This is a genomic window from Allorhizobium sp. GW101-3B10 (genome assembly GCF_059424725.1).
Window position 1 is genome coordinate 204,880 of sequence record NZ_JBWKZR010000001.1, and the last position, 26,094, is coordinate 230,973.

Genomic DNA, 26,094 nt, shown 5'->3' on the forward strand with positions numbered 1-26,094 from the left:
GCGATTGCCTTGTTCGTCGTCTTGTGCGGACTGTGTCTGGTGGTCTCCATCATGGAGTTCAGGGCTTCCTCGCGCTTTGGCCAGCTGATGCTCATGGCCCGCTACCTGGAAACAGGAACACCCGTGACGCGCGCATCCGTTACCAGTCTCGCGGCCCGGGCCGACGGCGTCGTTTCGGACGACTATTGCCGCTCGGATATCGTCCGCGCGGGCCTGACGGTCAAGCTCGCCGAACTCGACCAGCGGAATTCCTACTACGACTATGACGCCTGGGCTGCGCAGTTGGCCGCGACCGAACGCTACATTCGCCATGCCATCGGCTGCACGCCCACCGACGGCAATTTCTGGCTGAGGCTCGCCATGGTCCGGCGCGCCATCGCCGAGCGGCCGGAGGAGATCGCTTTTCTCATGCAGCAATCGGTCAACTATGCGCCTGCCGAGCAGGCGGTTCTGGCCGCCCGCTTCTCGGTCTGGAATGCGGCCGCCGAGCGGACGCTCGAGGCGGCGCGGGCGGCGCTCGACACGGATATTCAGACACTGCTGCGATACGGGGATGTGCGGCTGATCCACCGGATTGCGCAGAAGCCGGGCGAGGCACTACTGCCCTATCTGCGGAGCGCCGTGGCCTCGCTGCCGCCGGAGCGCCGGGCCGAATTGTCGGACGCCAAGATCGCCTTCTAGGTGCGGGTCTTTCTCTTCCTTCGATGCACTTTTGTGCGGCGCAATGCACGAATGTTGCGCTGCCGTTGCCGCGGACGCGCCGCCAAGCCCTGTGATCCGACGGTCTGGTGTGGCACTAAGACAATACTTTTGTTCTGAAGGCTTCTTGGGTTAACCGAAGGTTAAAAATCAAGATGACAATTGCTCAATGCTGTCTTATTTTGAATCTTGTTAAGGTGATCTGTAAAAATTGTAGGGGTTCACATTGGCGATTCTCGTTCGATCCGAGTGCTCAAATCGTCATAGCGATTCTTTTGAGCTACATATTTCAGATACATATAAAGTAAATGATATCTCGTTTGCTCTGTACCAAGAAAAACCTCTTCATTTCGCGACAAAACGTGCGCTCGACGTGTGCATTTCCGCGACCGCGCTGGTGATATTGTTGCCCTTCCTTCTGGTGGTGGCGCTTCTTATCAAACTGGACAGCCCGGGTCCCGTGCTCTTCAAGCAGGAACGCTGGGGCATGGGCTGCAGCAAGATCCGCGTCTTCAAGTTCCGATCCATGCGGACCGACCGTTGCGACATCAGCGGCGTCAATCAGACGGTCCGCGACGATCCCCGGCTCACCCGTCTCGGCGCCATCATCCGGCGCACCAATATCGACGAGTTGCCTCAACTTCTGAATGTGTTGAAAGGCGACATGTCGCTGGTCGGGCCGCGCTGCCATGCGGTCGGCATGTTGGCGGCGGGGGTGCCTTACGAGGAACTGGTCCCCGAATATCATCGTCGGCATGTGATGAGGCCCGGCATGACCGGTCTGTCGCAGATGCGCGGGCTTCGCGGCCCGACGGATCGCCAGGGCAAGGCGCGGGCGCGGATCGCCTGCGATCTCCATTACGTGGACAATTTCTCCATCTGGCTCGACCTGCGCATCATCTTCGGGACCATCATTTCCGAGCTCAAGGGCGGCAACGGCTTCTGATTTGCCGGGGATCCGTTTGTCGCCACACCGCCTTGCTCGGATCGCAGGCGCCGTTGAGGCACGATCCGTTTGGCGGATATGGGCCGGAGAACCCGTTTGCACTGCGGCGGCGGTGTTTTGTCTCGGTAACGAGCGTGGCTAAAGTGTTTGCTGCCGGCGACGATTGGGCGTGAGACTATCCCGCCGGACAGTCATCGGTTTCCCAGGGCCCCGCCGGAGGGCTGTCATCAAACTCATTCAGCCGGCATGAGCCTGTAGCCGACGCCAGGTTCCGTTCGGACAATCAATGGTTGCGTCGGGTCGCGTTCGATCTTCTGTCTGAGTTGGCCGATGAAGACCCGCAGGTAATGGAGGTCATCTGCGTGGGCCGGCCCCCAGACCGATGTCAGCAATGTCCGATGGGTCACGACGCGGCCTGCATGACGGGACAGATGCAGAAGCAGGTCATATTCCTTGGGCGTGAGGCGGATCGTTTCGCCGCCGCGCGACACCAAACGGCGTATCGGATCGATGGTCAGCCCGTCGACTTCCATGATCGAGGGGACGGCCTCGCTTCGGCCGCGGTGACGCAATGCATTGCGAATACGGGCCGTCAGTTCGCCGATGCCGAAGGGTTTTTCGACATAGTCATCCGCGCCCAGGTCGAGAGCCGCGATCTTTTCGCTCTCCCGGTCGCGGGCCGACAGGATGACGATCGGGATATCGGACCAGCCGCGCAGGCTGGCGATGACCTCCTTGCCGTCCATGTCAGGCAGGCCGAGGTCGAGGATGACCAGATCCGGTGCTTGCGTCGCGACCGCCTTCAGCGCGTCCGCCCCGGTGGCGGCTTCGATGACCTCATAGCCCGCCGCCGCCAGCGAGGGCTTCAGGAAGCGCTGGATCTGCGGCTCGTCGTCGACGACGAGAATGCGCGACAGGGTCATCTGGGCTCGGTCCTCGATCCCTCGGCTCCCGGAAACCGCATCACGACACGGGTTCCTCTCTTCTTCAGCGCCGGGCTTTCGGCGTGGATCTTTCCACCCATCGCTTCGATGAAACCGCGCGCGATGGAAAGTCCGAGGCCCGTTCCGGGCGCCCGCCCGTCCGGCTTGCCCCTGCGATAGAATTTTTCGAAGACCCGGTCCAGATCTTCCGGCGGGATGCCCTTGCCCAGGTCCGTGACTGAAATCAGTACGTCCGTGCCATCGCGCCGCGCATAGACGTTGATCGGTTCCTCGCCGCCATACTTGACCGCATTGTCGAGAAGATTGAACAGCACCTGCGACAGCAATACGCTGTCGCCCTTGATCAGCGGCAGGTCCGGGGCGATGCCTGTCTCGATGACGCGGCCGGGCGCATATTTGCGCGTCCGATCGACGGCGGACTGGATCACGTCCGTCACGTCCACCCAGTCCCGCTTGGGTTTCAGGGTGCCGGCCTCGATGCGCGTCATGTCGAGGAGGTTGGCGACGAAGCGGCTCATGCGGCCGCTTTCCTCCTCGATCGATTGGAGAAGGTCGTCGCGATTCTCGGGCGTCATGCGCGCGCCGAGCTGGCGCAGGCCGGTCACGGCGCCGGTGATCGTCGCCAGCGGCGTCCGCAGATCATGGGAAATCGAGGACAGCAGGGCTTCCCGGTAGCGTTCGCCCTCGAGGCGTGCGGCCTGAGCCACCGTTTCCTCGGCGAGCCGGGCACGATCGAGGGCGATCGCCGTCTGGTCGAGGATGGCCGTGAGGGAACGCTCGGCGTTGAGGTCGAGCCTTTCGGCCGTATGTTCGATGCCGCAGACGCCGGCGATCCCGTGCGGACCGAGCAGGGGGCGAAACTCGAAGCGACTGTTGGGCAGCGTGCCGGTCCCGTGGCCCGCCGCTTCCCGTTTCTCGTGAGTCCAGCGGGCCGCCGTGAGGTCGGTCACGTCGAGCTCGGTATCCGGCGGCCATGCTGCCGCCACGCTCAATTCCTCGTTGCGGACAAGAAGCAGGACGACGTTTCGCTTCAGGCTCGTCTGCAATTGCGACACGGTCAGCCAGATGGCGTCATCGGTCTTTGCGGTGCTCGCCAGCTTTCGCGAGAAATCGTAGAGGGACTGAAGCGCCGTCGCCCTGATCCGCGCAATCTCGGCTTGTTCGCGGATGCGCGAGGCAAAGCCGCCGGCGATGATGGCCACGGCCAGGAATACGAACAGCGCGAAGACCTCATGCGCGGCGGCGATCGTGAAGGTGTGCAGCGGGTCGATGAAGAAGAAGTTGTAGGCCAACGTGGACATCAGCGCGGCCAGAAATGCGGAGACATAGCCACCGGACACCGATGCGCCCAGCACGGCGAGCAGGAACAGGAGGGAGATGTTCGGCAGATCGATGAACTGGTCGATCACCTTTCCTGCCGCCGTGGTGGAGGCGACGAAGCCGAACGCGATCACGGCGGATTGCGGCAACAAGGCAAGGTTCGGTGCCGGCAGTCGCAGTGTCTGGCGCCTCTTTTGGTTCTTCTCGGGCGTGACCATGTAGACGCCGAGGCCGGAGGCCTTTCTCGACAGCGCCTCTGGCAGCGACTTCGAGAATAGCCGTTCCATGCCCCGTCGCCGTCTCGTCCCGATCACAATCTGGGTCGCGTGTTCGCGGCGGGCGAGCTTGAGGATCTCGTCGACGAAATCATTGCCGATGATCCGCCGGGTTTCCGCGCCCAGCTGTTCTGCCAGTCGGAAGAGGCTCTCGATTTTCTGAAGGCGTTCGGGCGTTTCCACCTCCCGATCGGCGCGCTCGATGGATACGACGATCCAGGGTGCGTTCAGCCCGGATGCCAGACGGCTGGCCACCCGAACCACCTTTTCCGACAGGGGATCGGACCCCACGCAGACGATCAGTCGCTCGCCGGTCGCCCAGGGGCCGTCAATCGCGTTCTGCTTGAGGTAGTCGACCATCTGGTCGTCGACGCGGTCAGCCGTGCGGCGAAGGGCAAGCTCGCGCAGCGCCGTCAGGTTGCCGAGGCGGAAGAACCTGTCGACGGCGCGGCTGGCGCTGTCCGGCAGATAGACCTTGCCGTCTTTCAGCCGGTCTATGAGTTCGGTCGGCGGTAGGTCGACGAGGATGACCTCGTCGGCGCGCTTCAGGACGAGATCCGGCACGCGTTCCCGCACGGTGACGTCGGTGATCTGAGCGACGAGATCAGCCAGACTTTCCAGATGCTGGATGTTGAGCGCCGTCCAGACATCGATGCCGGCCGCGATCAGTTCCTCGATATCCTGGTGCCGCTTGGGGTGGCGGCTGCCTTCGGGGTTGGAGTGCGCCAATTCGTCGACGATGACGATGCGGGGCTTGCGGGCAAGGGCTGCATCGAGATCGAGTTCTTCCAGCATGCGGCCGCGATGGGCGATGCGTTGTCTCGGCAGGACCTCGAGGCCATCGAGAAGGGCTGCCGTCTCGCCGCGGCCATGGGTTTCCACCAGGCCGACGACGACATCGACGCCGTCGGCCTTCAACCGCCCGGCGCGCGACAGCATGGCATAGGTCTTGCCGACGCCGGGTGCTGCGCCCAGGAAAACGGTCAGCTTGCCCCGGCGGTCTTTTTCCGCCAGGGCAAGAAGGGCATCCGGATCCGGTCTGCGGGTCTTGTCGCGATCGTCGTCCGCCATCCGTCGTCTCACGTCTTCAGGGCATCAAGCTTCAAGTTGAGCTCTAGCACGTTGATACGCGGTTCGCCGACGAAACCGAAGTCGCGATTTTCGATCCCCTGTTCGACCACATCGGCGACCGCCGCCTCGGACAGTCCCCTGGCCTTGGCCACGCGGGCAATCTGCGTGCGGGCGAAGTCCGGCGAGATATGCGGATCGAGGCCCGAGCCCGAGGTCGTGATGGAATCGGCGGGGAGCGCGGCTGTAGTGCCTGTTGCCTTCAGCCGTTCGACGTCGACGGCGACACGGTCCCGGAGCTTGACGGAGGTGGTGCCCAGATTCGAGCCGGAAGACGCGCCGGCATTGTAGGCGTCCGGTCCGGTGGCGGAGGGGCGCGGCCAGAAGTAGCGGTCGGAGGCGAAGTTCTGGCCGATCAGGGCGGAGCCGATCACGGTTCCGTCTTTCTCTATCAGGCTGCCGTTGGCGCGGGCCGGCAGAACGGCTTGGGCAATGCCGGTCACCGCCAGCGGATAAGCGAGGCCGGTCAGCGCGGTCATGGCGACGACGAGAGTGATGGCAGGGCGAAGGTGATGGATCATGGTTACACCAGATGGAGAGCGCTGACCGCAAGGTCGATGACCTTGATGCCGGCAAAGGGAAGGATGAGGCCGCCCAGGCCGTAGACCAGCAGGTTGCGGCGGAGAAGGGAGGCAGCACCCGCCGGGCGATAGGCGACACCCTTGAGGGCTAGCGGTATGAGGGCCACGATGATCAAGGCGTTGAAGATCACCGCCGACAGGATGGCCGATTGTGGCGAGGCCAGCCCCATGATGTTCAGGGCATCGAGCGCCGGATAAGTGGCGACGAACAGCGCCGGGATGATGGCGAAGTACTTGGCCACGTCGTTGGCAATCGAGAAGGTCGTCAGCGAGCCGCGCGTCATCAGCAGTTGCTTGCCGATCTCGACGATCTCGATGAGCTTCGTCGGGCTGGAATCGAGGTCGACCATGTTGGCGGCCTCGCGGGCGGCCTGGGTTCCGGTCTGCATGGCGACGCCGACGTCGGCCTGGGCAAGTGCCGGCGCATCATTGGTGCCGTCGCCGCACATGGCGATCAGCCGACCGCCCAGCTGTTCGCGCCGGATGAAGGCGAGCTTGTCTTCCGGTGTCGCCTGGGCGAGGTAGTCGTCGACACCGGCTTCCGAGGCGATCGCCGCTGCGGTCACCGGGTTGTCGCCGGTCACCATCACGGTGCGGATGCCCATGGCGCGGAGTGCGGCGAAGCGCTCCTTGATGCCCGGTTTCACCACATCCTTGAGGTGGATGACGCCGAGCATCCGGTCGCCGTCCGCCACGGCCAGCGGCGTGCCGCCGCTTCGGGCCACCAGGTCCACAGCGCGGTGAAACTCGGAAGGCGCGTCGTCTTCGCTCACGCCGGCAAATTTCAGGACGGCATCTACGGCGCCCTTGCGCAGCTGTCGCGCGCCCTGGTCCACGCCGGACAGGCGCGTTTCGGCGGTAAACGCGACGACGGCATCGAAGCGGGCTTCGGGCGTGGCAATGCCGTGCTCGCCCGTGGCCAGCGCGACGATGGAACGGCCCTCCGGGGTTTCGTCGGACAGGCTGGCCAGAAGGGCCGCCTCCGCCAGCTGTGCCTGGGTGACGCCGGGAACCGGCAGGAAGTCGCTCGCCATGCGATTGCCGAAGGTGATCGTCCCGGTCTTGTCGAGCAAAAGGGTGTCGACGTCGCCGGCGGCCTCCACTGAGCGGCCGGAGGTGGCGATGACGTTGAAGCGAACGAGACGGTCCATGCCGGCAATGCCGATGGCCGAAAGCAGGCCCCCGATCGTCGTCGGGATCAGGGTGACCAGCAGGGCCGCCAGGACCGTGACGGAGATGACCGTGCCGGAATAGCCGGCCAAGCCCCAGATGGCGACGCACACGAAGAGGAAGATCAGGGTCAGGCCGGACAGCAGAATCGACAGCGCGATTTCGTTCGGCGTTTTCTGCCGCTGGGCGCCCTCGATGAGCGCAATCATGCGGTCGACGAAGGAGGAGCCGGGGGCGACGGTGATCTTCACCTTGATCTCGTCGGAGAGCACCTGCGTGCCGCCGGTGACGGCCGACCGGTCGCCGCCGGATTCGCGGATGACTGGTGCGGATTCGCCGGTGATCGCGCTCTCATTGACCGAGGCGACGCCGTCGATCACTTCGCCGTCGCCGGGGATCAGTTCGCCGGCGGCGACCAGCACGATGTCGCCGATCTTGAGCGTGGTGGCCGGGACCGTCTGCCTGCTTCCGTCCGGCGAGAGCCGGCGTGCGGCCAGCTCCGACTTGGTGCGTTTCAGGCTGTCGGCCTGGGCGCGGCCGCGTCCTTCCGCCACGGCCTCGGCAAAGGTGGCGAACAGAACCGTGAACCACAGCCAGGCGGCGATCTGGCCGGAGAAGCCGGCGTCGGCCCCGCCATTGGTCAGGTCGCGGAGGAAGAGCAGCGTGACGACAGCCGCCACGACCTCGGTCACGAAGATCACGGGATTGCGCAGCAATTGCCGCGGATCGAGCTTGAACACCGCATCGCGCGCTGCCGGCAGGAGGATGGTTGGGTCGAGAAAACCCGGTGCCTTACGGTCTTTTGACATGGACTGTTCCTTCAGAAGGTCTGGCCGGCCAGCATCGCGAAATGTTCGACGATGGGGCCGAGGGCAAGGGCCGGGAAGAACTGCAGCCCGCCGAGAATGAGGATGATGCCGACCAGCAGGCCGACGAACAGCGGACCGTCGGTCGGGAAAGTGCCGGCGGAGGCAGGCGACTTCACCTTGGCCGCGAGCGATCCGGCGATGGCCATGACCGGGACGGCATAGGCGAAGCGGCCGAGCAGCATGGCGATGCCGAGAGTGGTGTTGTACCAGGGCGTGTTGCCGGTGAGCCCACCGAAGGCCGAGCCGTTATTGCCCGCCGCAGATGTATAGGCATAGAGGATTTCCGACAGTCCGTGCGGGCCGGCCGTGCCCACGCTTGCCACCGCGAAGGGCAGCATGGCCGAGACGGCGGTGAGACCGAGAATGGCGAGCGGCAGGATGAGGACGGCGAGCATGGCATACTTCATCTCGCGACCCTCGATCTTCTTGCCGAGAAACTCCGGCGTGCGGCCGACCATCAGGCCTGCCACGAAGACGGAAAGCAGCGCGAAGACCAGCATGCCGTAGAGGCCCGAGCCGACGCCGCCGGGCAGAACCTCGCCGAGCTGGATCAGGAACATCGGCACCAGGCCGCCAAGACCGGTGAAGGAACCGTGCATGCCGTTGACGCCGCCGTCCGACAGGCCGGTGGTGACGGCCGCATAGAGTGCAGTCATGGCCTGGCCGAAGCGGACTTCCTTGCCCTCCATGTTGCCGAGCGCCGGATCGACGCCAAGCGAAGTCAGGATCGGATTGCCCTGGGCTTCCGCCCAATAGGTGACGGCGACGCCGGCGATCAGCAGCACGGCCATGGCCGTGATCAGGGCCCAGCCCTGGCGACGATTGCCGACCATCTGGCCGAAGGTATAGGCGAGTGCCGCCGAGATCGACAGCATCGCGAAGATGTTGAGATAATTCGACCAGGCAGTCGGATTCTCGAAGGGATGGGCGGCATTGACGTTGTAGAAGCCACCGCCGTTCGTGCCGAGTTGCTTGATAGCTTCCTGGGAGGCGACGGGACCAAGCGCGATGACCTGTTGGCCGCCTTCCAGCGTCGTTGCGGTCACCGAGGCGTCGAGCGTCTGGGGCAGGCCCATGGCCACGAAGGCCAGGGCGACGACGATGGCGATCGGCAAGAGCACGTAGAGCGTGGCACGGGTCATGTCGACCCAGAAATTGCCGAGCGTCGAGACCTTGGAGCGGACGAAGGCCCTGCTGAAGGCGATGGCGAGCGCCATGCCGGTGGCAGCCGACAGGAAGTTCTGCACGGTAAGGCCGGCCATCTGGGCGAAATGGCCGAGCGTCGTTTCGCCGGCATAGTTCTGCCAGTTGGTGTTGGTGACGAAGGACACCGCCGTGTTGAAGGCGAGATCCGGCGCCATGCCGGCAAAACCCTGAGGGTTGAGCGGCAAGTAGGCCTGCAGCCTGAGGATCGCGTAAAGAGCGAGGAAACCGGCTAGCGAAAAGGCCAGCATGGAAACCGTATAGGCGAGCCAGCCCTGTTCCTTGTCACGCTGGATGCCGGCCATGCGATAGAGGCCGACTTCCACGGGGGCAAGAACGGGTGAGAGGAAGGTGCGTTCGCCGGAGAACACCCGCGCCATGTAAAGCCCCAGCGGCTTGATGGCGGCGAGCACGGCGAGGAAGAGGAGGCTGATCTGCAGCCACCCGACAATGGTCATGGGAATACTCCTCGAAAATCAGAAGCGTTCGGGTCGCAGAAGCGTGACCACGAGATAGACGCCAAGGGCGACGGCGACGAAAAGGCCGAAAAGAGCTTCAATCATGCTGGCCTCCGTCATAGCCGGTCGAGGGCGCGGGCGTAGAGCGCGAGCACGAGAAGTGTGCCGCCTCCGAGCGCGAGGAAGATGAGGTCGGACATGTCCAATTCTCCTGTTGATGCAGAAAGAGAATTAAGGGCGGCCGGGGTCAGGTTTCGATTGGGGAGTCGTCAGGCAGGCATAAGGAAAAGATAAAGGCGACCTTGTCGGAAACGCTTTAAAGGCTTCGCGCAGCGACTGCGTCCGGGATCCGCCGACGAGAACGGCCGGATCGGGACGTTCGAAGCCGTTCGAGGCGAGGAGGGACCGGATAGTTTCGAAGTTTACGCCTGCCTATATTGCTGCGCCTGCCTTCGGTGCCGCCGGCCAGGCCGCCCTGTCCGTGCAGACCGCTTCAGCGGGCGGTTCTTGATCGCCTCGTGCGGGCGAGCGAGATGGAAGCCAGCGGTGAGAGCGTTGCGGCGAAAAACAACCCCAGTCCAGGCAGTTGCAGGGAAAAGTCGAGCACCGAATGCAGCAGGGCGAGAACGAGGATGGCTATCCCCATCGCGGGATAGATCCGGGCTTTGCGCCGCTCCCTGAGGCCTGTCATGAAGGTCTTCATCAGAGCGCCGATGGCAATTGCGAGCCCGGCCAGGAAGATCACGCCGAGGCCCAAAGTGCCTTCCAGATAGAAATTGTGGGCCCGGTCCCAGACGTCTTCGAACGAGCATTCGGCCGAGCGATAGGCAGGAAAGCCGGCCTCGAATGTTCCGAACCCCATGCCGGTCAGCGGGTAGTCCCATATGGCGCGAAGAATGCCGGCGGCCACGCAAAGGCGACTTTCGTCCACGCCACCCAGCTCGGCCCTCAGCATGACGCGTCCGGAGAACACCAGTCCGATGGCGAGCAGCCCGGCGAACACGGCTGCAATCGCCATCAGCCTGGAGCGTAACTGCCTGCTCCTGACCGGGGAGGCGTAGCGCGATGACTCCTGTCGCGTCGCCGCCAGGTAGGTGAGAAGAAGCAGCATGGCGACGAAGGTGCTGGCGATGCCGGCGCGCGACTGGGTCAGCATCAGGCCGGTGACGGTCGGCACGAGCAGGCCGAAAAGCAGGATCGCCTGGCCGGTGCCGCGGGACTTGCGGGCGGGCTTCCCGTCGATCAGCCGGCGCAGCAGCGCCGTGAGCGTCCCTTCCTGTTCGGATTGCCAGAGCAGACCGGTCAGCAGGATCGTGGTGAAACCGAGGAAGGTCGCGGCGGTGTTGCGGTTGACGAAGACCGAGGTGAAATTCCGCAGATAGTCGTGCTTCTCCCAGAACAGCAGGTAGTTCGGAAACAGCAGATACTGGACGAGGCTGAGCGTCGCGACGATGCCGGCGGAGATCGCCAGCGCACGCAGCATGCCGATCGCCCGCTCCTCCGAGCGACAGAATACGAGCCCGCCCATGAAGGCGACGAAGGGTGCTGCAATCTGGACGAGGGCGGAGAAGGTATCGGCCGGTGCCACCGAGATCGTGGCGCCGCTCCGCCCGCTGACCGCATTCGCCTCGGGCCAGCCGGGATTGCCAAGGCCTGTGACGGAGAGATCGGCCGTCTGCAGGACGATCCACAGCGACAGTACGAGGAGTATCGACAAGGCGAGGCGGAACAGGCCGTAGGTCCGCTGCGGCGCGCCCAGAAGGATCGCCGCACCGCTCGCCACCACGAACATCAGCGAGGCGAAGATGTTCGTGCTTTCAACGGATACGGAGCCGCGCGGCAACAGGCCCGCAACCGAAATCGTGATGAAGGCGAGGAACAGCATTGTCTCTACTCGGCTCGCTTCGGCACCGTTTTCGCCGCGCTCGCTTGTCAACGACATGACCCCACTCCCTCGTCGCCTGTTTTGCACAAGACGCTGTTCTCCATCCCCGGCGAGACGGCGCTGTGACGCAAGGACATCTTGCTTCACCGAAGTGCGCTGCCTCGTCGCCATCACCCCGCCTCAGGCGGCCGGAGCAATGCAGCGCAGTTCTATCGGCGCTTGGCGCTCGTTGTCTAGCAGCCGAGGTGAATTGTGGCAGCTGGCATAGACGTATCTGTCACATAATGTTCATCAGTCGATAGACGACACTGTCATGGCGTTCATGTAAACTTCATCGTCCAATTTTGGTGTTGTTGAATTTTCTGCCTATTATTTGACGTGATTGCCTATTGAGTAACTGACTCATGCCTAAATAAGTGCAATTCACGGGTTTGCGCCGTTTCGATAATCTGTACTTAAATTAACTAATCACAATCTAGCTTATTGCGCTGCAGCACAGTGATGAATATTGTAAGTTTGTCGGTAAATACATTGCTGAAATATAATATATACGCTGTGTCGTTGAAATATCTGAGAAAAGGGTAATAAATGGCGAAGGTAGCTCTGATAACCGGCGTAACGGGTCAGGACGGGGCCTACTTGGCTGAGCTTTTGCTTGCGAAGGGCTATATTGTCCATGGAATCAAGCGCAGATCATCGTCGTTCAACACGGGGCGGATCGAGCAAATATACCAGGATCCACATGAGAAGGATCAGCGATTCAAGCTCCACTACGGCGACCTGACGGATTCCACCAATCTCATCCGGGTCGTGCAGGAGTGCCAGCCCGACGAAATCTACAATCTGGCGGCCCAGTCGCATGTTGCGGTGTCCTTCGAGACGCCGGAATACACCGCCAATTCGGACGCCATCGGCGCGCTCAGGCTCCTCGAGGCCATCCGCATCCTGAAGCTGGAGAACAAGACGCGCTTCTATCAGGCGTCCACGTCCGAGCTCTTCGGGCTGGTGCAGGAAGTGCCGCAGAGTGAGAAGACCCCGTTCTATCCCCGCAGCCCCTATGGGGCCGCCAAGCTCTATGCTTACTGGATCGTCGTCAACTATCGCGAAGCCTACGGGATGCATTGCAGTAACGGCATCCTGTTCAACCACGAGAGCCCGCTGCGGGGCGAGACCTTCGTCACCCGCAAGATTTCCCGCGCGGCGGCGGCGATCCGGCTCGGCAAACAGGAAAAGCTCTATCTCGGCAATCTGGACGCCAAGCGCGACTGGGGCCACGCGCGGGAATATGTCCGGGGCATGTGGCTGATGCTGCAGCAGGACATTCCCGACGACTACGTTCTGGCGACCGGCGAGACGACGGAGGTGCGCAAGTTCGTCGAGTGGGCCTTCGAAGACGTCGGCATGCGCCTCGAGTGGCGCGGCGAGGGCGTGAACGAGAAGGGCTATGACGCCGTCACCGGCAAGTGCATCGTCGAGGTCGATCCTCGTTATTTCCGGCCGACCGAGGTCGAGCTGTTGATCGGCGATCCGACCAAGGCCCACGAGAAGCTGGGCTGGAAGCACGAGACGAGCGTCAGGGCGCTGTGCCGGGAAATGGTCAACGAAGACCTGAAGGTGATGCAGACCGCGACGATCATGAAAGAGGCTTGATTGATGTACGATCTGGCTGGAAAGCGGGTTTGGGTTGCCGGGCATCGGGGCATGGTCGGCTCGGCCATCGTTCGCCGGCTTGCCTCGGAGGGCTGCGAGGTTCTGACCGCGGGGCGCGCCGAACTGGACCTTCGGCGGCAGGATGCCGTCGAAGCCTGGATGAACAAGAACCGCCCGGACGCCGTCTTTCTCGCCGCGGCCAAGGTCGGGGGCATCCTTGCCAACGACACCTATCCCGCCGACTTCCTCTACGAGAACCTGATCCTCGAGACCAACGTCATTCACGCCGCCTACCGCAGCGGCGTGGGGAAGCTGCTCTTTCTCGGCTCCTCCTGCATCTATCCGAAATTCGCCGCCCAACCGATCACCGAGGATGCGCTCCTGACCGGTGCACTGGAGCCGACCAACGAATGGTATGCGATCGCCAAGATCGCGGGGATCAGGCTGTGCCAGGCCTATCGGCGCCAGCATGGCTGCGACTTCATCTCGGCCATGCCGACCAATCTCTACGGGCCCGGCGACAATTTCGACCTGAATACCAGCCATGTCATGCCGGCCCTGATCCGCAAGGCGCACGACGCGAAGCAATCCGGTGCCGGTGCCATCACGGTCTGGGGCACGGGCACCCCGCGCCGCGAATTCCTGCACGTCGACGACTGCGCCGACGCCTGCGTCTTTCTGATGAAGTCCTATTCCGACGAAAGCCACGTCAATGTCGGCTCCGGCGAGGACATCACCATTCTCGAACTGACCAGGCTCGTCTGCGACATCGTCGGCTTCGATGGCGGGGTCGAGCACGACCTTTCCAAACCGGATGGCACGCCGCGCAAGCTGATGAGTGCGAAGCGGCTGCGCGACATGGGCTGGGCGCCCCGGATCGCTCTCGCGGAGGGCATTGCCGAGGCTTACCAGGCGTTCCAGGACGGACAGTTCGTCGATCGCACGGCCGGGACGCAGGGATGAGCGACATGTTTCAAACGGCACCGCTTCAGGACCTTTCGACAGCACGTGCATCGCTCGAGGCTGCAGGCCTTAAGGCAAGCAAGGTCCTGGTCTATGGAATGAACTACGCGCCGGAAATGGCGGGCGTCGGCCGCTATATCGGCGAAATCGCCGAGCACCTGGCGAGCCTCGGTGCCGACGTGACCGTGGTGACCACCCCGCCGCACTATCCCGGCTGGAAAGTCCAGCAGAGCCATGGGAACCGCTATTCCAAGGCGAAGGAAGAGCGTGTGCTGGTGTTCCGGGTGCCGCTGCTCCTGCGCGAGAGGATGGGCGGCGTCTGGCGACTGCTGGCGCCGGCAAGCTTTGCGCTCACCTCGGCCCCGGTGGTGTTCTGGCAGATCGTCAAGCGCCGGCCGGTCACCGTCTTTTGCGTCGAGCCGACCCTTTTCGCCGCACCTGTCGCGCAATTCGCCGCCTGGCTGGTGGGCGCGCGGACCGTCTTGCACGTGCAGGACCTAGAAGTCGACGCTGCCTTCGCCGTCGGCCACCTGGCCGGGTTCAAGTGGATCAAGGCGCTTGGTCTGGCTTACGAGCGTCTTGCCCTGCGTCGTTTCCATCAGGTCGTGACCATTTCCATGCGCATGGCCGACAAGCTGTCGGAGAAGGGCGTTTCGCCGGATCGCGTGGCGATCGTGCGCAACTGGGTGGATCTCTCGCACATCTATCCGATGGAGGAGGTCAGCCCCTATCGCGCCGAACTCGGCTTTTCCGACGAGGATTTCGTCGTGCTTTACTCGGGCAATATCGGGGCGAAGCAGGGCCTGAACGTGTTGCTGGACGCTGCCGAACGGCTGCGCCACCAGCCGCGGATCAAGTTCGTCATCGCCGGCGAGGGGCCGTCGAAAAGCGAGCTCGCAAAGCGCTATGGCCATCTGCCGAGCGTGCGCTTCCTGCCGTTCCAGCCCTATGCGCGCCTCAACGCATTCCTCAACATGGCTGATCTGCACGCCCTGCCGCAGGACAGGGGTGCCGCCGACCTCGTGCTGCCGTCCAAGCTTGGCGGCATGCTCGCCTCCGGCAGGCAGATCGTCGTGACCGCCGACCCAGGCACGGAACTGGCCGACTTCGTCGGCGACACGGCTATCGTCACCCCGCCCGGGGATGCAGAGTTGCTTGCGGAGGCGATCCGCCGGGCGGCTGCGAATGAAACACCCACCAGCAAGGCCGATCAGGGCCGATTGGCTAAGGGGTTGTCAAAGCAAAATGGCCTGGCCGAGTTGACCCGTTTCGTGCTGCCGCGGGGCGCGTTTCAGGCGGGCGGCGAACGCGCCGTTTCGGACCTTGGATATCCAACCGGCGACGGACAGAAGGCAGGCAGATGAAGGTCGGGATTCTCACCTATCACGACATCAACAATTTCGGTGCCCAGCTCCAGGCTGCGTCGGTGCAGGGTTTCCTCGCTTCGGCCGGCATAGACGCCGAGTTGGTCGACTTTCGCCCCTGGCGCCATGAAGTCCGCAGGAACATGACTCTCGTCAGGGCGCTGACAAAACTGGAAATTCAGCGGTTCGGCAGAGAGTATTCTCGAAACAACGGCTTTCGAGCCTCTATCTCCGAAATGGCTCTTCTTTCCAGACGGGCAACTTTCTTTTCCAGCGCGGTCGCCGATCTTTGTCGAGACTATGAAGCACTCGTTTGCGGAAGCGATGAGCTGTGGAACTTCGGAAACTACCTCGGATATATGGCGCCCTATATCCTCGACTTTCCCGTCCGTCCGGGGATCAGGAAGATCAGCTATGCGGCCTCGATAGGCTCCTATGTGCCCTCCGCCGTCATGCGCGAAAAAATGAAATCGGCTCTCACCGCATTTTCGCAGATTCTCGTCAGAGATCCGGCGACGCAGTCTTTCGTCAGGGATCTCGGCCTGGAGGCGACGCGGGTCGTGGACCCCACATTCCTGACCGATCTGGGACCGGTCGATCCGGGTCTCGGGGAGTTCATGATGATTTCCGGCGGGATGAGCCGGTCGCAGGTCGAGCAGGCAATTGCGGCCGCCCGGCAGTTGAAGCTGCGGCCCATCAGCGTCGGGGTCGCCTATCCCGGTCATGAAGACATGTATGTGAAGGCAACGCCACGGGAGTGGATCGGCCATGTCAAGGCAGCGACGTGCCATGTCACTTCGCTTTTCCACGGCGCCGCGCTGTCGCTGAAATACGAGACGCCCTTCAGTGTCTTCCTGACGCCCGGGAAGGAGCAGAAAATTCTGTCGCTTCTCGATTGGATGGGCGAGGGCGGACGTGTGGTAGCGGCCGACGCCGACGCCAAGACGATTTCCGCTGTGGCTTCAACCCCGCTTTCGCTGGAACTGGGAGCAATCCGCGATCAGCGGGTGGCAGCATCCCAGGAGGCGTTCATGGCGGCCTTGAGGGGGGCATGATCGGATGTCCCAGAAGCCTAGGCTCATCGGAGCAGCTATGGCCGCCAAGGGCATGGCCTGGGCGATATTTTCCGTTCTGGTTTCGAAGGTCGCGTCCTTCGCTTCCCAGATCGTTCTCGGCTACCTGCTCTCCGCCCAGACCTATGGCGCATTCGCGGTCGCTTCCATGGCGCTGTCGCTGATGGCCGGCTTCCAGAATGCCGGTGTGTCGAAGGCGCTGATCCAGCAGAAGGAAAACTTCGACGGTCTCGTCGGCAACTACGCGGCATTTTCGCTCTATCTCGGAGGGATCGGTGGCTTGCTGTTGGTTGCGGCCTCCTTTGCACTGGCGGCGACCTACGGCGTGCCCCAGCTCGTCGAAATCCTCTGCGTCAGTGCCATATCGATCCCGGTGATGTCCCTGAGCGCGATCTATAGTGCAAAACTCAGTATTGCCTTCCGGTTCCGTGATCTGCAGATGGCGGCCATCATGCTGGCATTCCTCTACAATGCCGCGTTGATTGCCTTTGCCTTTCTCGGCTTCGACTACATGACGATCGCTGTGGCGACCGTACTTTCCCAGCTCGCAGGTTATCTGCTCTACGTTCGCGTGGCGGGCAGAGTGACGGTGAACTACCGCCTGTCGCTACGGACCTTCTCCGGAATCTTCATTTCGTTGCGCTGGCTGATTTTCATCAGTTTCCTCTTCGGTCTTATGCGCAATGGCGACTATCTGGTCCTTGGTTATCTCATGACCCAGCAGGAACTGGGCTACTATTATTTCGGTTTCATGCTGACCGCCAACATCGGCATTCTCCTGACGACGGCCATCAACCAGACCTTCCTGCCGTTGTTCTCCTCGATCAAGGAGGACGCGGCGAAGCTGCAGGACATGATCGCCAAGATCGGCGTGATGATCGGCTTCCTGTGTGGAATGATGTGCCTGGTGGCCGTGGGGCTCCTGCCGCAACTCATTCACTCTGTATGGGCAGGCAAGTGGGATCCGTCGACGGTGACAGCGGTTGCCATGGCCATTGCCTTGCCGCTACGCATCTATGCCACGCTGGGCACGGTCACGATGGAGGCGAAAGGCCGCTGGCGGATGCGGGCCGGCCTTCTCGTCGCCGATGCCGTGGGCATCATGGTGGCCGCCGCCGCGGGCGCTGCATTGGGCGGCTACGAGGGTGCAGCGATCGCGGTTGCCCTGGAAACAGCGCTGAGTGGCGTGCTGATCTTTCCCCTGGCAGCAAGACAGATCGGCATGTCGGTGTTTCATAGCAGCCGCCTGCAGGCAAAAACCGCACTGCCGTTCCTGGCCTGCGCGGCCGCTCTCCATCTTGCGACGATGTCGATGACGCCGGAACTCGGAACGATTCCGGCTGTTGCCGTCGACACGATTTCGACCGCGATTGCGTGTGTCGCGTACCTCTGCGTCGCACTGATAGTGGACCGCAGCTTGTTGCCTACCCTTGAACGCTACCTGCGCAAGTGACGCCGTGACGCACAAGGTGAACGGAGATGTGTGATGCAGACGCTTGAAAAACCGAAGGCGATCGATCTGCCGGCGTTCTGTGACGCGCATGGCCTCGAGGTCTTCGAGAATGTCAGCCTGAGCAAATACAGCTATCTGAAGACCGGGGGAACGGCACGCTATGTCGTCTATCCGCGAAGCGTCGACAGCCTGGTATCGATGCTGGGCCACATGGTCGAGATCGGCCAGCGCTTCAAGATCATCGGCAATACCTCGAACCTCCTCTTCAAGGATGCGACCGACTATTCGGTCCTCATCTGTACTCTGTGGCTCAACGACATATCCGTCGCCAACGGTGAGCTCGTCGCCGAGTGCGGCGCCTCCTTGCCGGAGTTGTCCCGGCAGGCGCTCTATGCCGGATTTCGTGGATTTGAGGGGCTGGAGGGGATACCGGGCACCGTCGGCGCCGGAATCTTCATGAATGCCGGGGCCTACGGCTCGGAAATAAAGGATACACTGCTCGCTGTTGATCTTGCCGACGCCGGCGGCTCCGTTCGCCGCGTCACTGCCGAAGAACTCGGCCTTGACCATCGCTCTTCGCTTCTGCGGAAAGGGCAACTCGTTGGGACGATACTGCGTGCCTATTTCAGCGGGACCCCGGGGAATGTCGCGTCCATCTATGCGAAGATGGAACTCTTCCACGAAAAGCGTCATCGCTATCAGGATTTCCTTTATCCCAATCTCGGCAGCCTGTTCTCCGGGTCGCCCTATGACATTTTTGCCGGCCGGGACAAGTCGGTCCGGTGGATGATGAAATACGACCTGTGGAGACGACGGTTCGCGAAGTATTTCCTCAAGGGAACGCCGACCGACCGCAAATGGATCAATGCCTATCTCGTCAAGCGGCTTGGGCTGTCCTATTCGATCCAGCCATTCTCGGACAAGACGATGAATTGCCTGGTCAATCGCGGCCAGGGAACAGACGCGATGATCGCTTTCATACAGCAGATGCAGGCATTGACCGGTGGCCGTTTGCCACTCGAAAACGAAATCATTGAAGCGTTCTGACGCCGCCGTGAACAGATGGGAAGGATCGCCTTGATGAAGACGAGCGGAACGACGACAGCGGCCGGGAACGATCCCGTGCTTGGCCTGGTGCTCGGCACCGAGGGCTATGGCGTTCGCCGCTCGTGGCTCGAACTGTTCCGCGGGTTGCAGGCGCGAGATATCCCGTCGGCTGCTGTCGTTCTGCGACGCGGGGAGATGGGCGCGGCCCTTGAGGATTCAGGCACCGCTGTGACCTATCTCGATGCTAGATCCGCACCGCCGATGGTCGGTGGCGGGATCAACAAGTATCGCCAGTTGTTGAGCCGGGGGGCCACGCAGTTGAAAGTCCTGCGCGCGTTGCGCGCCGAGCTTGGCCGTGTCGGAGCCGGAACGCTCGTTCTCCAGAGCCCGCTCGAAGTCCCGCTTGCAGGGCTCGCGGCCGGGCTTTCGGGCATTCGCGCCTACTGGCTGATGCCGAATGCGATCAGCTCCGGTTATCCCTTCAATCTCAATCGGCGCGTCTATCGCTTCGTGTTCCGACATCTGAACGTCGTGCCGATCGCCAACAGCCGGTTCACCGACACGACGCTCGGTCCCGGAGGCTTCGAACGGCACGTCTGCCATCTCGGCATCAATCCGGCCGAATTCGATCCGGCCGTTCCGGGGGGCGTCCGGCGCGCGGATCTCGGGATCCCGGAGGATGCCGTCGTGCTTGGTGTGTTTGCCCGGATGGTGGCGGAGAAGGGACAACGGCGGCTTGCCGAAGCCCTTTCGGACCTTGGCGAGGAGGCTGCTCGCGTTCACCTCCTGCTGTGTGGTGGGCCACTTGACAGCACCTATGCCACCGAACTGCGGACCTTCGTCCAGGGCCACGGCCTTGCCGGCCGCGTGCATTTCACGGGACCGGTGAGCGATGTGGCGTCCTACTACAAGATCTGCGACGTGGTGGTGAACAGCCGGCTCGACCCGGAGCCGTTCGGGCTTTCGGTCATCGAGGGGATGATGCTCGGCAAGCCGGTGCTCGCCCACAAGGCAGGCGGTCCGGGCGAAACCGTGATCGACGGGCAAACCGGGTGGCACATCCAGGGGCCGGACAAGGCGGCTTTCGTCGCCGCCCTGAGACGCGTTCTGGCCGATCTGCCGCGTGTCACGGACATCGGCCGGGCGGCCCGCGCGCACGCGCTGGCAAATTTCACCAGTGAAAGGATGGTGGGACGCATCGTCGATATCGTGGCCGGAGGGAGGCAGGCGTGAACAACCGACCTCAGCGATCAGTCTGGATTTCACGGCTGCTGCTCGCCTCCGGTGTGGGCATGGCGCTGGTCTATTCGGGCTACATCCTCGCCTGGGTGAGGACGAGCGGCACGGGCGAGGACAGCTTCGTCGAAATCGCCATAGCGCTGGCGATCGGCATGGGCATGCTCTTCGCCGCGTCCTACAAGCGTGCCGTTTCGCTGACCGTATACCACGTGCTCTATCTCCTGCCGATCCTGCTCTATTTTCTGGTTTCGCTGAGTTCCGCCTATTACCATCAGGACACCAAGATCTTCCTGTGGCTGCTGTTCGGCGTGGTCTATCTCGGCTTGATGAGCCAGGCGGATATCGCCAAGTCACGGTTGGTCGACGGCTTCCTGCTGGTCGGCCTGATCGAACTCATGTTCTTCCTCGCTTTCAACCGCGAGGCGATCTTCTCCTACTCCGGCGGTCGTGGTCGCGTCTCCTTCGACAATTCCGCCTATACGCTGACCGCCTACGCGATCGCCGGCGGCACGCTCGCTGCGCTCTACTCCATGGTCTTCATGGGCAAGGCCTGGCTGCGCTCCGCCGTCGTGCTCGGTCTTTCCATCATCGTGATCCTGGGTAGTGGTACGCGCTCGGTGCTCGTCGGCCTGGCGGCGGCCGTTTTCTGGCTCTATTTTCTTAACAAAATCAGCAAATCGGTGCTCCGGCGTATCGTGCTGTATACAGGCACGGCATTCGTCTTCGCGGTTCTGGTATTTTCCAGCGTTCCCAGCCTTCGGGACAGGCTTGCCAATACCGTGGACCTGATGATGTCCGGTGTCAGCACCTTGTCGGGTGACCAGTCCGATTTCGAACAATCGGCGCATGGGCGACGGATTTCACGGGAGATCGGCCTCGACAACTTCATGCGCAATCCGCTCGGCGGAGCGGGTTATCGGACCCGCCAACTCGATTTTCCCTTGCTGCAAGCCTATCAGGATTTCGGCATCTTCTTCGGGCTCGCCTTCACCTTCGCCTTCCTTGTTCTTCCCTACCTCGTCGCGTTCAAGGCTTTCCGGCGAGGCACGGATTGCGAGAAGTTCGTTGCGGCGCTGTTCATCCTGAACTCGCCCCGCCTGTTTCTGCATGGCACGGCCTATGACTGGGTGACATTCACCTATGTCGTGCCCGTATACAGCGTGTTGCTGAACCGCTCGGAATGGGGGTTGCTCTTCACGAGAAGGGGACGTGAACAAACCTATTCGCTTCGCAGGGACGTCCTCAATGCCGAGCGTTAACGTGGTCTATCACCAGTTCCCTCACTACCGGCGGCCGATCATGCTTGAATTCGTGGAGAACGGGGCGAACGACTATCGGTTCTTTGCAGGCGTCGAGCCGGTGGCGGGGATCGTTCCTTTCGCGGGCGACGACAAGGTGTCGGTAACGCCCCTCCATTTTCGTGTCTGGCATGGCCTCTGGTTGCTCAAGGGCTATTGGCCCGCGGTACTCGACCGCAGTTGCGACGTCCTGATCATCCTTGCCAATCCGAACATGCCGGCAAGCTGGCTGATGGCGATCGCCGGGCGCCTGACGGGCAAGAAGGTTTTCTTCTGGGCCCATGGATGGCTCAAGCCGGAGCCGGTCTTCAAACGGGTGTTCCGCAACCTGTATTTCCGGCTCGCGCATCACATGCTGGTCTACGGGGAGCGTTCTCGGAAGATCGGGATATCGCTTGGCTACCCGGCGGATCGCATCACGGTGATCTACAACAGCCTGGATTTCGAGCGAGCCAAGGTGCTCGTGGCGCAGATCGAGAGCGGGGCGGAGGCGCTGCCGCGTCCACAGGATCTGTTCGCCGAGAAGGACCGTCCGCTGATCATCTGCACGGCACGCCTGACAAAGCTCTGCCGCTTCGATCTGCTGCTGCAGGCGGCGGCGAAGCTGAAGATCGAAGGGCGGCCGATCAATGTGCTGCTGGTCGGTGACGGTGCTGAGCGGCAGTCCCTCGAGGATCTGGCGCGCCAACTGGGTGTCGGCGCGCATTTCTATGGCGCGTGCTACGACGAGCAGATTCTGGCTCGCCTCATCTATTTTTCCGACCTTACGGTTTCTCCCGGCAAGATCGGCCTCACGGTCATTCACAGCTTGAGCTATGGGACGCCGGCCATCACCCACGGTGATCTCGACCAACAAATGCCGGAGGTGGAGACCATATTGCCGGGAGCAACCGGCGACTTTTTCAAACGAGGCGATGCTGACGATCTCGCGCGCAGGATCAAGGCGTGGCTTCGGTCCGGCAAGGACCGAACCGCAGTGCGGAAGGCCTGCTACGACATGATCGCCGGCAACTGGAATCCCCGACAACAGCGCATTCTGATCGAAGCGGCGATCGAAAAGGTCTGCGGTTTGCGGGAGGAACGGTCATGAGCAAACGCGGCGCAGCACCTCTCGTCCCAGCGCCGATGCAGGTGTCGGCGGAAATGATCGATCAATGCCGTCGGATCGTGGACCGGCCTGCCAAACGCCGACTGCGCCATATCGTCAACTGGTATCTCACCCGGAAGAACCGCCTCGCCGAGATGGGCGATGGTTTTCAGCTGGGCTTGAAAACGCGGGTTCCCGCCGGCAGCCGGCTGGGGCGGTATGCCTATATCGGCCGCGGCTTCGGTTCCCCCAGTCCCATCTGCGTCGGGGACTTCTGCATGATTTCGACCGGGGTGACCATCGTCGCCAATGACCACGGCGTGGATGATCCCGAGACGCCGATGCGCCTGGCCTTTCGCTGGGCGCATCACGTGACCGTCTTCGAGGCGGACGCCTGGATCGGGCATGGCGCGATCATACGGGCCGGCGTCCGGATCGGACGCGGGGCGATGGTCGCGGCCGGTTCCGTCGTGACGAAGGACGTCGAACCCTATGCCATCGTCGGCGGTAATCCGGCCCGCCTGATCCGCATGCGCTTCGATGAAGCCGCCATCATTCGCCAGGACGCGCTGCTCTATGGTGGCGCGCCCGTACCCGCTACAGGGAGCTCCTAATTGGTCAAGAAGCGCATCGGTATCCTCACCTACCATTTCTCCGAGAACTTCGGAGCCCTGATGCAGGCCTACGGCCTGCGGCAATGGCTGATCAATCAGGGGCACAATGCCGAGTTCGTCAACTATCATCCGCGCTATGTGGAAGAGGGCGGCGATTTCGAGCAGATCTTCAAGCCGGCGCTGTTTCGCCGGAATTTGAAGATTGCCTATCTTCGTCTGTCGACATTCCAGCGGCGGCTGTTCGGCAGCCGCCTTCAGGCCGAGCAGTTCGAGACCTTCCGCCGCCATGTGCTCGGGGTGACCGGACCACGCCTGGAAAGCCAGACTGAGGTCGAAGCCTTTTTCGCCAGCCCCGAGGGTCGTTTCGATATTCTGGTCTGCGGCAGCGACCAGATCTGGAACCCGTCCGCCCAGAAGGGGCTCGACGCCGTCTATTTTCTCGCCATGAGCGATGCCGCCGGTGCGCGCCGCATCGCCTATGCCCCGAGCTTCGGCAAGGCCAGCCTTGATCCTTCCTTCGACACGGAGGTCAGGAATTATCTCTCCGGCATGCATGGGCTGTCGGTGCGCGAGCAGAGCGGCGTTGATATCGTTCGCAGGATTACCGGCCGAGAGGCCGTGAGCGTACCCGATCCGACCATCCTGCTCGGGGACTTTTCCAGCCTGCTGAAGACGGCCGAGGCAGTGCCCGCGGGCCACGTCTTCTGCTATGCGCTGCGCACGGGCGATGGCATCCGTGAGGTGGCGGAGATTGTCGCTCAGTCGACCGGTGCGCCGATCGCCTCGCCCTACAATGTCCACCGCCGTTGGCGCGAGATCGGCCAGACGGTCTATCCCTCGCCGGCCGGTTGGGTGGCCATGATCGCGGAGTCGTCCTTCGTCGTGACGAATTCCTTCCACGGAACCGTGCTGAGCATCCTGTTGAACAAGCCGTTCCTCACCGTCGGACTGCCGGGCGCCAAGGGCGGGCTCAACGAGCGCGTCCGCAACCTGTTGCAGCAGTTGGACTTGATGGACCGCTTCGTCGAAGCGGGCGACCGGGATGCCGTGTCCCGGCGTCTGGGGCAAGAGATTGACTGGGAGGGGGTGCAGGTACGACTTGGAGAAATACAGAGGGCCGGACGAGAATACTTGTCCTCGGAGATCGAACAACAAACGGCTGAGTTGCTCTCACCAGATCAATCTATTGTCTGACCTCACATGACGGAGGCCTAGTAATGGCGTATCTCGCCGCGAATATTATCTCTTTGGTTTATCGCTTTTGCGATGAAAAACATCTCCCTTATGACCGGGATGTTGACCTTTCAGAATTGACCTACATGAAAACCGGTGGACGAGCGCAGGCGCTGCTAAAGCCCTTATTTTCGGCCCAGGTTGCTGAGCTGCTTAGTTTTCTTTCAGAAAACGGGATCCCCTATAAGCCTATCGGCAATACCTCGAATCTTCTCTTTCTCGACGAGGTAGACTATCCGGTTCTGATCTGCTCAGCAGGCATGACGCAGATCACCGTGGACGCCGACGTGGGACGAATTGTTGCTCAGGGCGGTGCCATGATGCCTGATTTGGCGCGTGCCGCCCTGTTGAGTTCGCTCACGGGGTTCGAGGGGTTGGAAGGTATTCCCGGCACAATTGGTGGAGGAATATTCATGAACGCGGGGGCCTACGGGGCTGAGCTAAAGGACAAGCTCATCGGGGCTGAGCTGGCATTGCCAAACGGAAGCGTTCAATACTTCACAATCGCGGATCTTCAGCTGTCGCATCGTTCGTCCGTACTTCGGCGCGAGGCTTCCGGCGGATTTGTATGCTCTGCGACCTTCCAAGCGCCCCGCGGCAATGCACAGAAGATATTCGCCAAAATGGAAGTTTACCATGCAAAGCGGCACAAGTATCAAGACTTCATGTATCCTAACCTCGGGAGCATATTCTCGGGTTCTCCCTATCGCGCACTCGGTCGGCGCGATCGCATCTTCAAGCTGATTTCGGCGGGGTACTATTTTCTGAATTATGAGTTCAAACTTTTTCGTCGTGAGTCACCGATCAATAGGAAGTGGCTCAACGACATCGTTCTTAGGCGCTTTCCACTGCACTATTCTCTTCAACCATTTTCCGACAAGACGCTGAATTGCCTGGTTAATCGTGGGCAGGGCACGGCAGAGATGGTTCGGTTTATCCGGCAAATGGAGGACTTGGTCTCAGGACAAATTCCTCTGGAGAACGAAATTGTCGAAGAATTCTGATTTGGTGGGGGCGGCTGCGACCCGATGACGACTGAGATCAAACGGCTCTACAATGACGAAATGCCTCGAAGTCTTCGTTTGCGGCGCCTGATGTGGGGACTCGCATACCACACTCTGTTTCGTCCGACGCCACGCTTTGCCCTCGACAAATGGCGCCTCTTCATTCTGCGCTTGTTCGGTGCTCGAATAGGCAAGGGAAGTCGCGTCGCGCCTACTTGTTTCGTCTGGGCGCCCTGGAACCTGACGATGGGCAACTATGCTTGTCTTGCGGATGGAGTCGACTGCTATACCATCGGGCCTCTGACGATGGGCGACTACACGACTGTCAGCCAGCGGACATTCTTGTGCACGGCATCCCACGATATTCGGCGGATGTCGCGTCCACTGTTTGCGCGGCCGATCGTTATAGAAGACCACGCTTGGGTCGCGGCTGAAGCATTCATCGGGCCGGGGGTGACGATCGGGCAGGGGGCTGTCGTCGGGGCTCGCGCGGCGATCGTGAGAGATGTGGACGCTTGGCACATCATGGTCGGCAACCCCGCTCGATCAGTGGGCGTCCGCGAGATTTCAGAGAACTCTCAGTAAAGCGCG

The 26,094-nt window shown here is 62.0% G+C and carries 22 protein-coding genes; 15 read left to right on the forward strand and 7 right to left on the reverse strand.

Annotation, left to right across the window (positions count from 1 at the left end; all coding sequences use genetic code 11):
• Positions 1-39 precede the first annotated feature (39 nt).
• Together AC07Y0_RS00995 and AC07Y0_RS01000 are read left to right on the forward strand one after the other, a co-directional pair.
• Entirely contained in the window at positions 40-681 is a 642-nt protein-coding gene (locus AC07Y0_RS00995) for a hypothetical protein (RefSeq protein ID WP_498673651.1), read from the forward strand.
• Positions 682-1,012: 331 nt separating this feature from the next.
• Positions 1,013-1,645: a sugar transferase gene (locus AC07Y0_RS01000; RefSeq protein ID WP_498680155.1), complete on the forward strand. Its 633-nt coding sequence runs from the start codon at positions 1,013-1,015 to the stop codon at positions 1,643-1,645.
• Between the two features lie 233 nt (positions 1,646-1,878).
• On the opposite strand, the gene AC07Y0_RS01005 is transcribed toward AC07Y0_RS01000, so the two are convergent.
• The 7 genes from AC07Y0_RS01005 to AC07Y0_RS01035 all read right to left on the reverse strand — a co-directional run bounded on the left by AC07Y0_RS01005 (position 1,879) and on the right by AC07Y0_RS01035 (position 11,535).
• The gene (locus AC07Y0_RS01005; protein WP_498673653.1) at positions 1,879-2,568 is read right to left on the reverse strand and encodes a response regulator; all 690 of its coding nucleotides are present in this window, start codon (positions 2,566-2,568) and stop codon (positions 1,879-1,881) included.
• The gene (locus AC07Y0_RS01010; protein ID WP_498673656.1) at positions 2,565-5,255 is read right to left on the reverse strand and encodes an ATP-binding protein; all 2,691 of its coding nucleotides are present in this window, start codon (positions 5,253-5,255) and stop codon (positions 2,565-2,567) included. Before AC07Y0_RS01010 ends, AC07Y0_RS01005 begins: the two co-directional genes overlap by 4 nt.
• A gap of 8 nt (positions 5,256-5,263) precedes the next feature.
• Positions 5,264-5,833: a potassium-transporting ATPase subunit KdpC gene (gene kdpC / locus AC07Y0_RS01015; RefSeq protein WP_498673657.1), complete on the reverse strand. Its 570-nt coding sequence runs from the start codon at positions 5,831-5,833 to the stop codon at positions 5,264-5,266.
• 2 nt (positions 5,834-5,835) lie between these two features.
• The gene (gene kdpB, locus AC07Y0_RS01020; protein WP_498673659.1) at positions 5,836-7,872 is read right to left on the reverse strand and encodes a potassium-transporting ATPase subunit KdpB; all 2,037 of its coding nucleotides are present in this window, start codon (positions 7,870-7,872) and stop codon (positions 5,836-5,838) included.
• 11 nt (positions 7,873-7,883) lie between these two features.
• The gene (gene kdpA, locus AC07Y0_RS01025; protein WP_498673661.1) at positions 7,884-9,593 is read right to left on the reverse strand and encodes a potassium-transporting ATPase subunit KdpA; all 1,710 of its coding nucleotides are present in this window, start codon (positions 9,591-9,593) and stop codon (positions 7,884-7,886) included.
• Positions 9,594-9,611: 18 nt separating this feature from the next.
• Positions 9,612-9,713, reverse strand: a complete 102-nt coding sequence (gene kdpF, locus AC07Y0_RS01030) for a K(+)-transporting ATPase subunit F (protein ID WP_498673662.1) — start codon at positions 9,711-9,713, stop codon at positions 9,612-9,614.
• A gap of 373 nt (positions 9,714-10,086) precedes the next feature.
• Positions 10,087-11,535, reverse strand: a complete 1,449-nt coding sequence (locus tag AC07Y0_RS01035) for an O-antigen ligase family protein (protein ID WP_498673664.1) — start codon at positions 11,533-11,535, stop codon at positions 10,087-10,089.
• Positions 11,536-12,066: 531 nt separating this feature from the next.
• Between AC07Y0_RS01035 and gmd the strand changes: the two genes are divergently transcribed.
• The 13 genes from gmd to AC07Y0_RS01100 are packed head-to-tail and all read left to right on the forward strand — an operon-like array spanning position 12,067 to position 26,088.
• Positions 12,067-13,128, forward strand: a complete 1,062-nt coding sequence (gmd, locus tag AC07Y0_RS01040) for a GDP-mannose 4,6-dehydratase (RefSeq protein WP_498673665.1) — start codon at positions 12,067-12,069, stop codon at positions 13,126-13,128.
• A 3-nt stretch (positions 13,129-13,131) separates the two neighbouring features.
• On the forward strand, positions 13,132-14,091 hold the full coding sequence (gene fcl, locus AC07Y0_RS01045; RefSeq protein ID WP_498680156.1) for a GDP-L-fucose synthase: 960 nt from the start codon (positions 13,132-13,134) through the stop codon (positions 14,089-14,091).
• Positions 14,088-15,455: a WcaI family glycosyltransferase gene (locus AC07Y0_RS01050; protein ID WP_498673667.1), complete on the forward strand. Its 1,368-nt coding sequence runs from the start codon at positions 14,088-14,090 to the stop codon at positions 15,453-15,455. The genes fcl and AC07Y0_RS01050 overlap by 4 nt, the downstream gene beginning before the upstream one ends.
• The gene (locus tag AC07Y0_RS01055; RefSeq protein WP_498673670.1) at positions 15,452-16,510 is read left to right on the forward strand and encodes a polysaccharide pyruvyl transferase family protein; all 1,059 of its coding nucleotides are present in this window, start codon (positions 15,452-15,454) and stop codon (positions 16,508-16,510) included. Before AC07Y0_RS01050 ends, AC07Y0_RS01055 begins: the two co-directional genes overlap by 4 nt.
• Positions 16,511-16,547: 37 nt before the next feature.
• On the forward strand, positions 16,548-17,981 hold the full coding sequence (locus tag AC07Y0_RS01060; protein ID WP_498673672.1) for an oligosaccharide flippase family protein: 1,434 nt from the start codon (positions 16,548-16,550) through the stop codon (positions 17,979-17,981).
• 33 nt (positions 17,982-18,014) lie between these two features.
• A complete protein-coding gene (locus AC07Y0_RS01065; protein ID WP_498673673.1) occupies positions 18,015-19,028 on the forward strand; it encodes a UDP-N-acetylmuramate dehydrogenase in 1,014 nt (337 codons plus the stop codon).
• A gap of 33 nt (positions 19,029-19,061) precedes the next feature.
• On the forward strand, positions 19,062-20,261 hold the full coding sequence (locus tag AC07Y0_RS01070) for a glycosyltransferase family 4 protein (RefSeq protein WP_498673676.1): 1,200 nt from the start codon (positions 19,062-19,064) through the stop codon (positions 20,259-20,261).
• Positions 20,258-21,526 carry an O-antigen ligase family protein gene (locus tag AC07Y0_RS01075; protein ID WP_498673677.1) on the forward strand — a complete coding sequence of 423 codons (1,269 nt, stop codon included), beginning with the start codon at positions 20,258-20,260 and terminating at the stop codon, positions 21,524-21,526. Before AC07Y0_RS01070 ends, AC07Y0_RS01075 begins: the two co-directional genes overlap by 4 nt.
• A complete protein-coding gene (locus tag AC07Y0_RS01080; RefSeq protein ID WP_498673679.1) occupies positions 21,513-22,655 on the forward strand; it encodes a glycosyltransferase in 1,143 nt (380 codons plus the stop codon). Before AC07Y0_RS01075 ends, AC07Y0_RS01080 begins: the two co-directional genes overlap by 14 nt.
• Complete coding sequence (locus tag AC07Y0_RS01085) at positions 22,652-23,266, forward strand: acyltransferase (RefSeq protein WP_498673680.1); 615 nt, start codon at positions 22,652-22,654, stop codon at positions 23,264-23,266. Before AC07Y0_RS01080 ends, AC07Y0_RS01085 begins: the two co-directional genes overlap by 4 nt.
• Entirely contained in the window at positions 23,267-24,460 is a 1,194-nt protein-coding gene (locus AC07Y0_RS01090; RefSeq protein WP_498673682.1) for a polysaccharide pyruvyl transferase family protein, read from the forward strand.
• A 23-nt stretch (positions 24,461-24,483) separates the two neighbouring features.
• On the forward strand, positions 24,484-25,503 hold the full coding sequence (locus tag AC07Y0_RS01095) for an FAD-binding protein (protein ID WP_498673683.1): 1,020 nt from the start codon (positions 24,484-24,486) through the stop codon (positions 25,501-25,503).
• 24 nt (positions 25,504-25,527) lie between these two features.
• The gene (locus AC07Y0_RS01100; RefSeq protein ID WP_498673684.1) at positions 25,528-26,088 is read left to right on the forward strand and encodes an LbetaH domain-containing protein; all 561 of its coding nucleotides are present in this window, start codon (positions 25,528-25,530) and stop codon (positions 26,086-26,088) included.
• The last annotated feature ends 6 nt before the right edge of the window (positions 26,089-26,094 follow it).

What these genes read in the sequence shown, in the direction of transcription:
- AC07Y0_RS01050 (WP_498673667.1), top strand. Translation starts at nt 14,088, where the DNA reads ATGAGCGACATGTTTCAAACGGCACCGCTTCAGGACCTTTCGACAGCA.
- kdpF (WP_498673662.1), bottom strand. Translation starts at nt 9,713, where the DNA reads ATGACGGAGGCCAGCATGATTGAAGCTCTTTTCGGCCTTTTCGTCGCC.
- gmd (WP_498673665.1), top strand. Translation starts at nt 12,067, where the DNA reads ATGGCGAAGGTAGCTCTGATAACCGGCGTAACGGGTCAGGACGGGGCC.
- AC07Y0_RS01070 (WP_498673676.1), top strand. Translation starts at nt 19,062, where the DNA reads ATGAAGACGAGCGGAACGACGACAGCGGCCGGGAACGATCCCGTGCTT.
- fcl (WP_498680156.1), top strand. Translation starts at nt 13,132, where the DNA reads ATGTACGATCTGGCTGGAAAGCGGGTTTGGGTTGCCGGGCATCGGGGC.
- AC07Y0_RS01010 (WP_498673656.1), bottom strand. Translation starts at nt 5,255, where the DNA reads ATGGCGGACGACGATCGCGACAAGACCCGCAGACCGGATCCGGATGCC.
- AC07Y0_RS01085 (WP_498673680.1), top strand. Translation starts at nt 22,652, where the DNA reads ATGAGCAAACGCGGCGCAGCACCTCTCGTCCCAGCGCCGATGCAGGTG.
- AC07Y0_RS01035 (WP_498673664.1), bottom strand. Translation starts at nt 11,535, where the DNA reads ATGTCGTTGACAAGCGAGCGCGGCGAAAACGGTGCCGAAGCGAGCCGA.
- AC07Y0_RS01095 (WP_498673683.1), top strand. Translation starts at nt 24,484, where the DNA reads ATGGCGTATCTCGCCGCGAATATTATCTCTTTGGTTTATCGCTTTTGC.
- kdpB (WP_498673659.1), bottom strand. Translation starts at nt 7,872, where the DNA reads ATGTCAAAAGACCGTAAGGCACCGGGTTTTCTCGACCCAACCATCCTC.
- AC07Y0_RS01060 (WP_498673672.1), top strand. Translation starts at nt 16,548, where the DNA reads ATGGCCGCCAAGGGCATGGCCTGGGCGATATTTTCCGTTCTGGTTTCG.
- AC07Y0_RS01055 (WP_498673670.1), top strand. Translation starts at nt 15,452, where the DNA reads ATGAAGGTCGGGATTCTCACCTATCACGACATCAACAATTTCGGTGCC.
- AC07Y0_RS01005 (WP_498673653.1), bottom strand. Translation starts at nt 2,568, where the DNA reads ATGACCCTGTCGCGCATTCTCGTCGTCGACGACGAGCCGCAGATCCAG.
- kdpA (WP_498673661.1), bottom strand. Translation starts at nt 9,593, where the DNA reads ATGACCATTGTCGGGTGGCTGCAGATCAGCCTCCTCTTCCTCGCCGTG.
- AC07Y0_RS01080 (WP_498673679.1), top strand. Translation starts at nt 21,513, where the DNA reads ATGCCGAGCGTTAACGTGGTCTATCACCAGTTCCCTCACTACCGGCGG.
- kdpC (WP_498673657.1), bottom strand. Translation starts at nt 5,833, where the DNA reads ATGATCCATCACCTTCGCCCTGCCATCACTCTCGTCGTCGCCATGACC.
- AC07Y0_RS01100 (WP_498673684.1), top strand. Translation starts at nt 25,528, where the DNA reads ATGACGACTGAGATCAAACGGCTCTACAATGACGAAATGCCTCGAAGT.
- AC07Y0_RS01065 (WP_498673673.1), top strand. Translation starts at nt 18,015, where the DNA reads ATGCAGACGCTTGAAAAACCGAAGGCGATCGATCTGCCGGCGTTCTGT.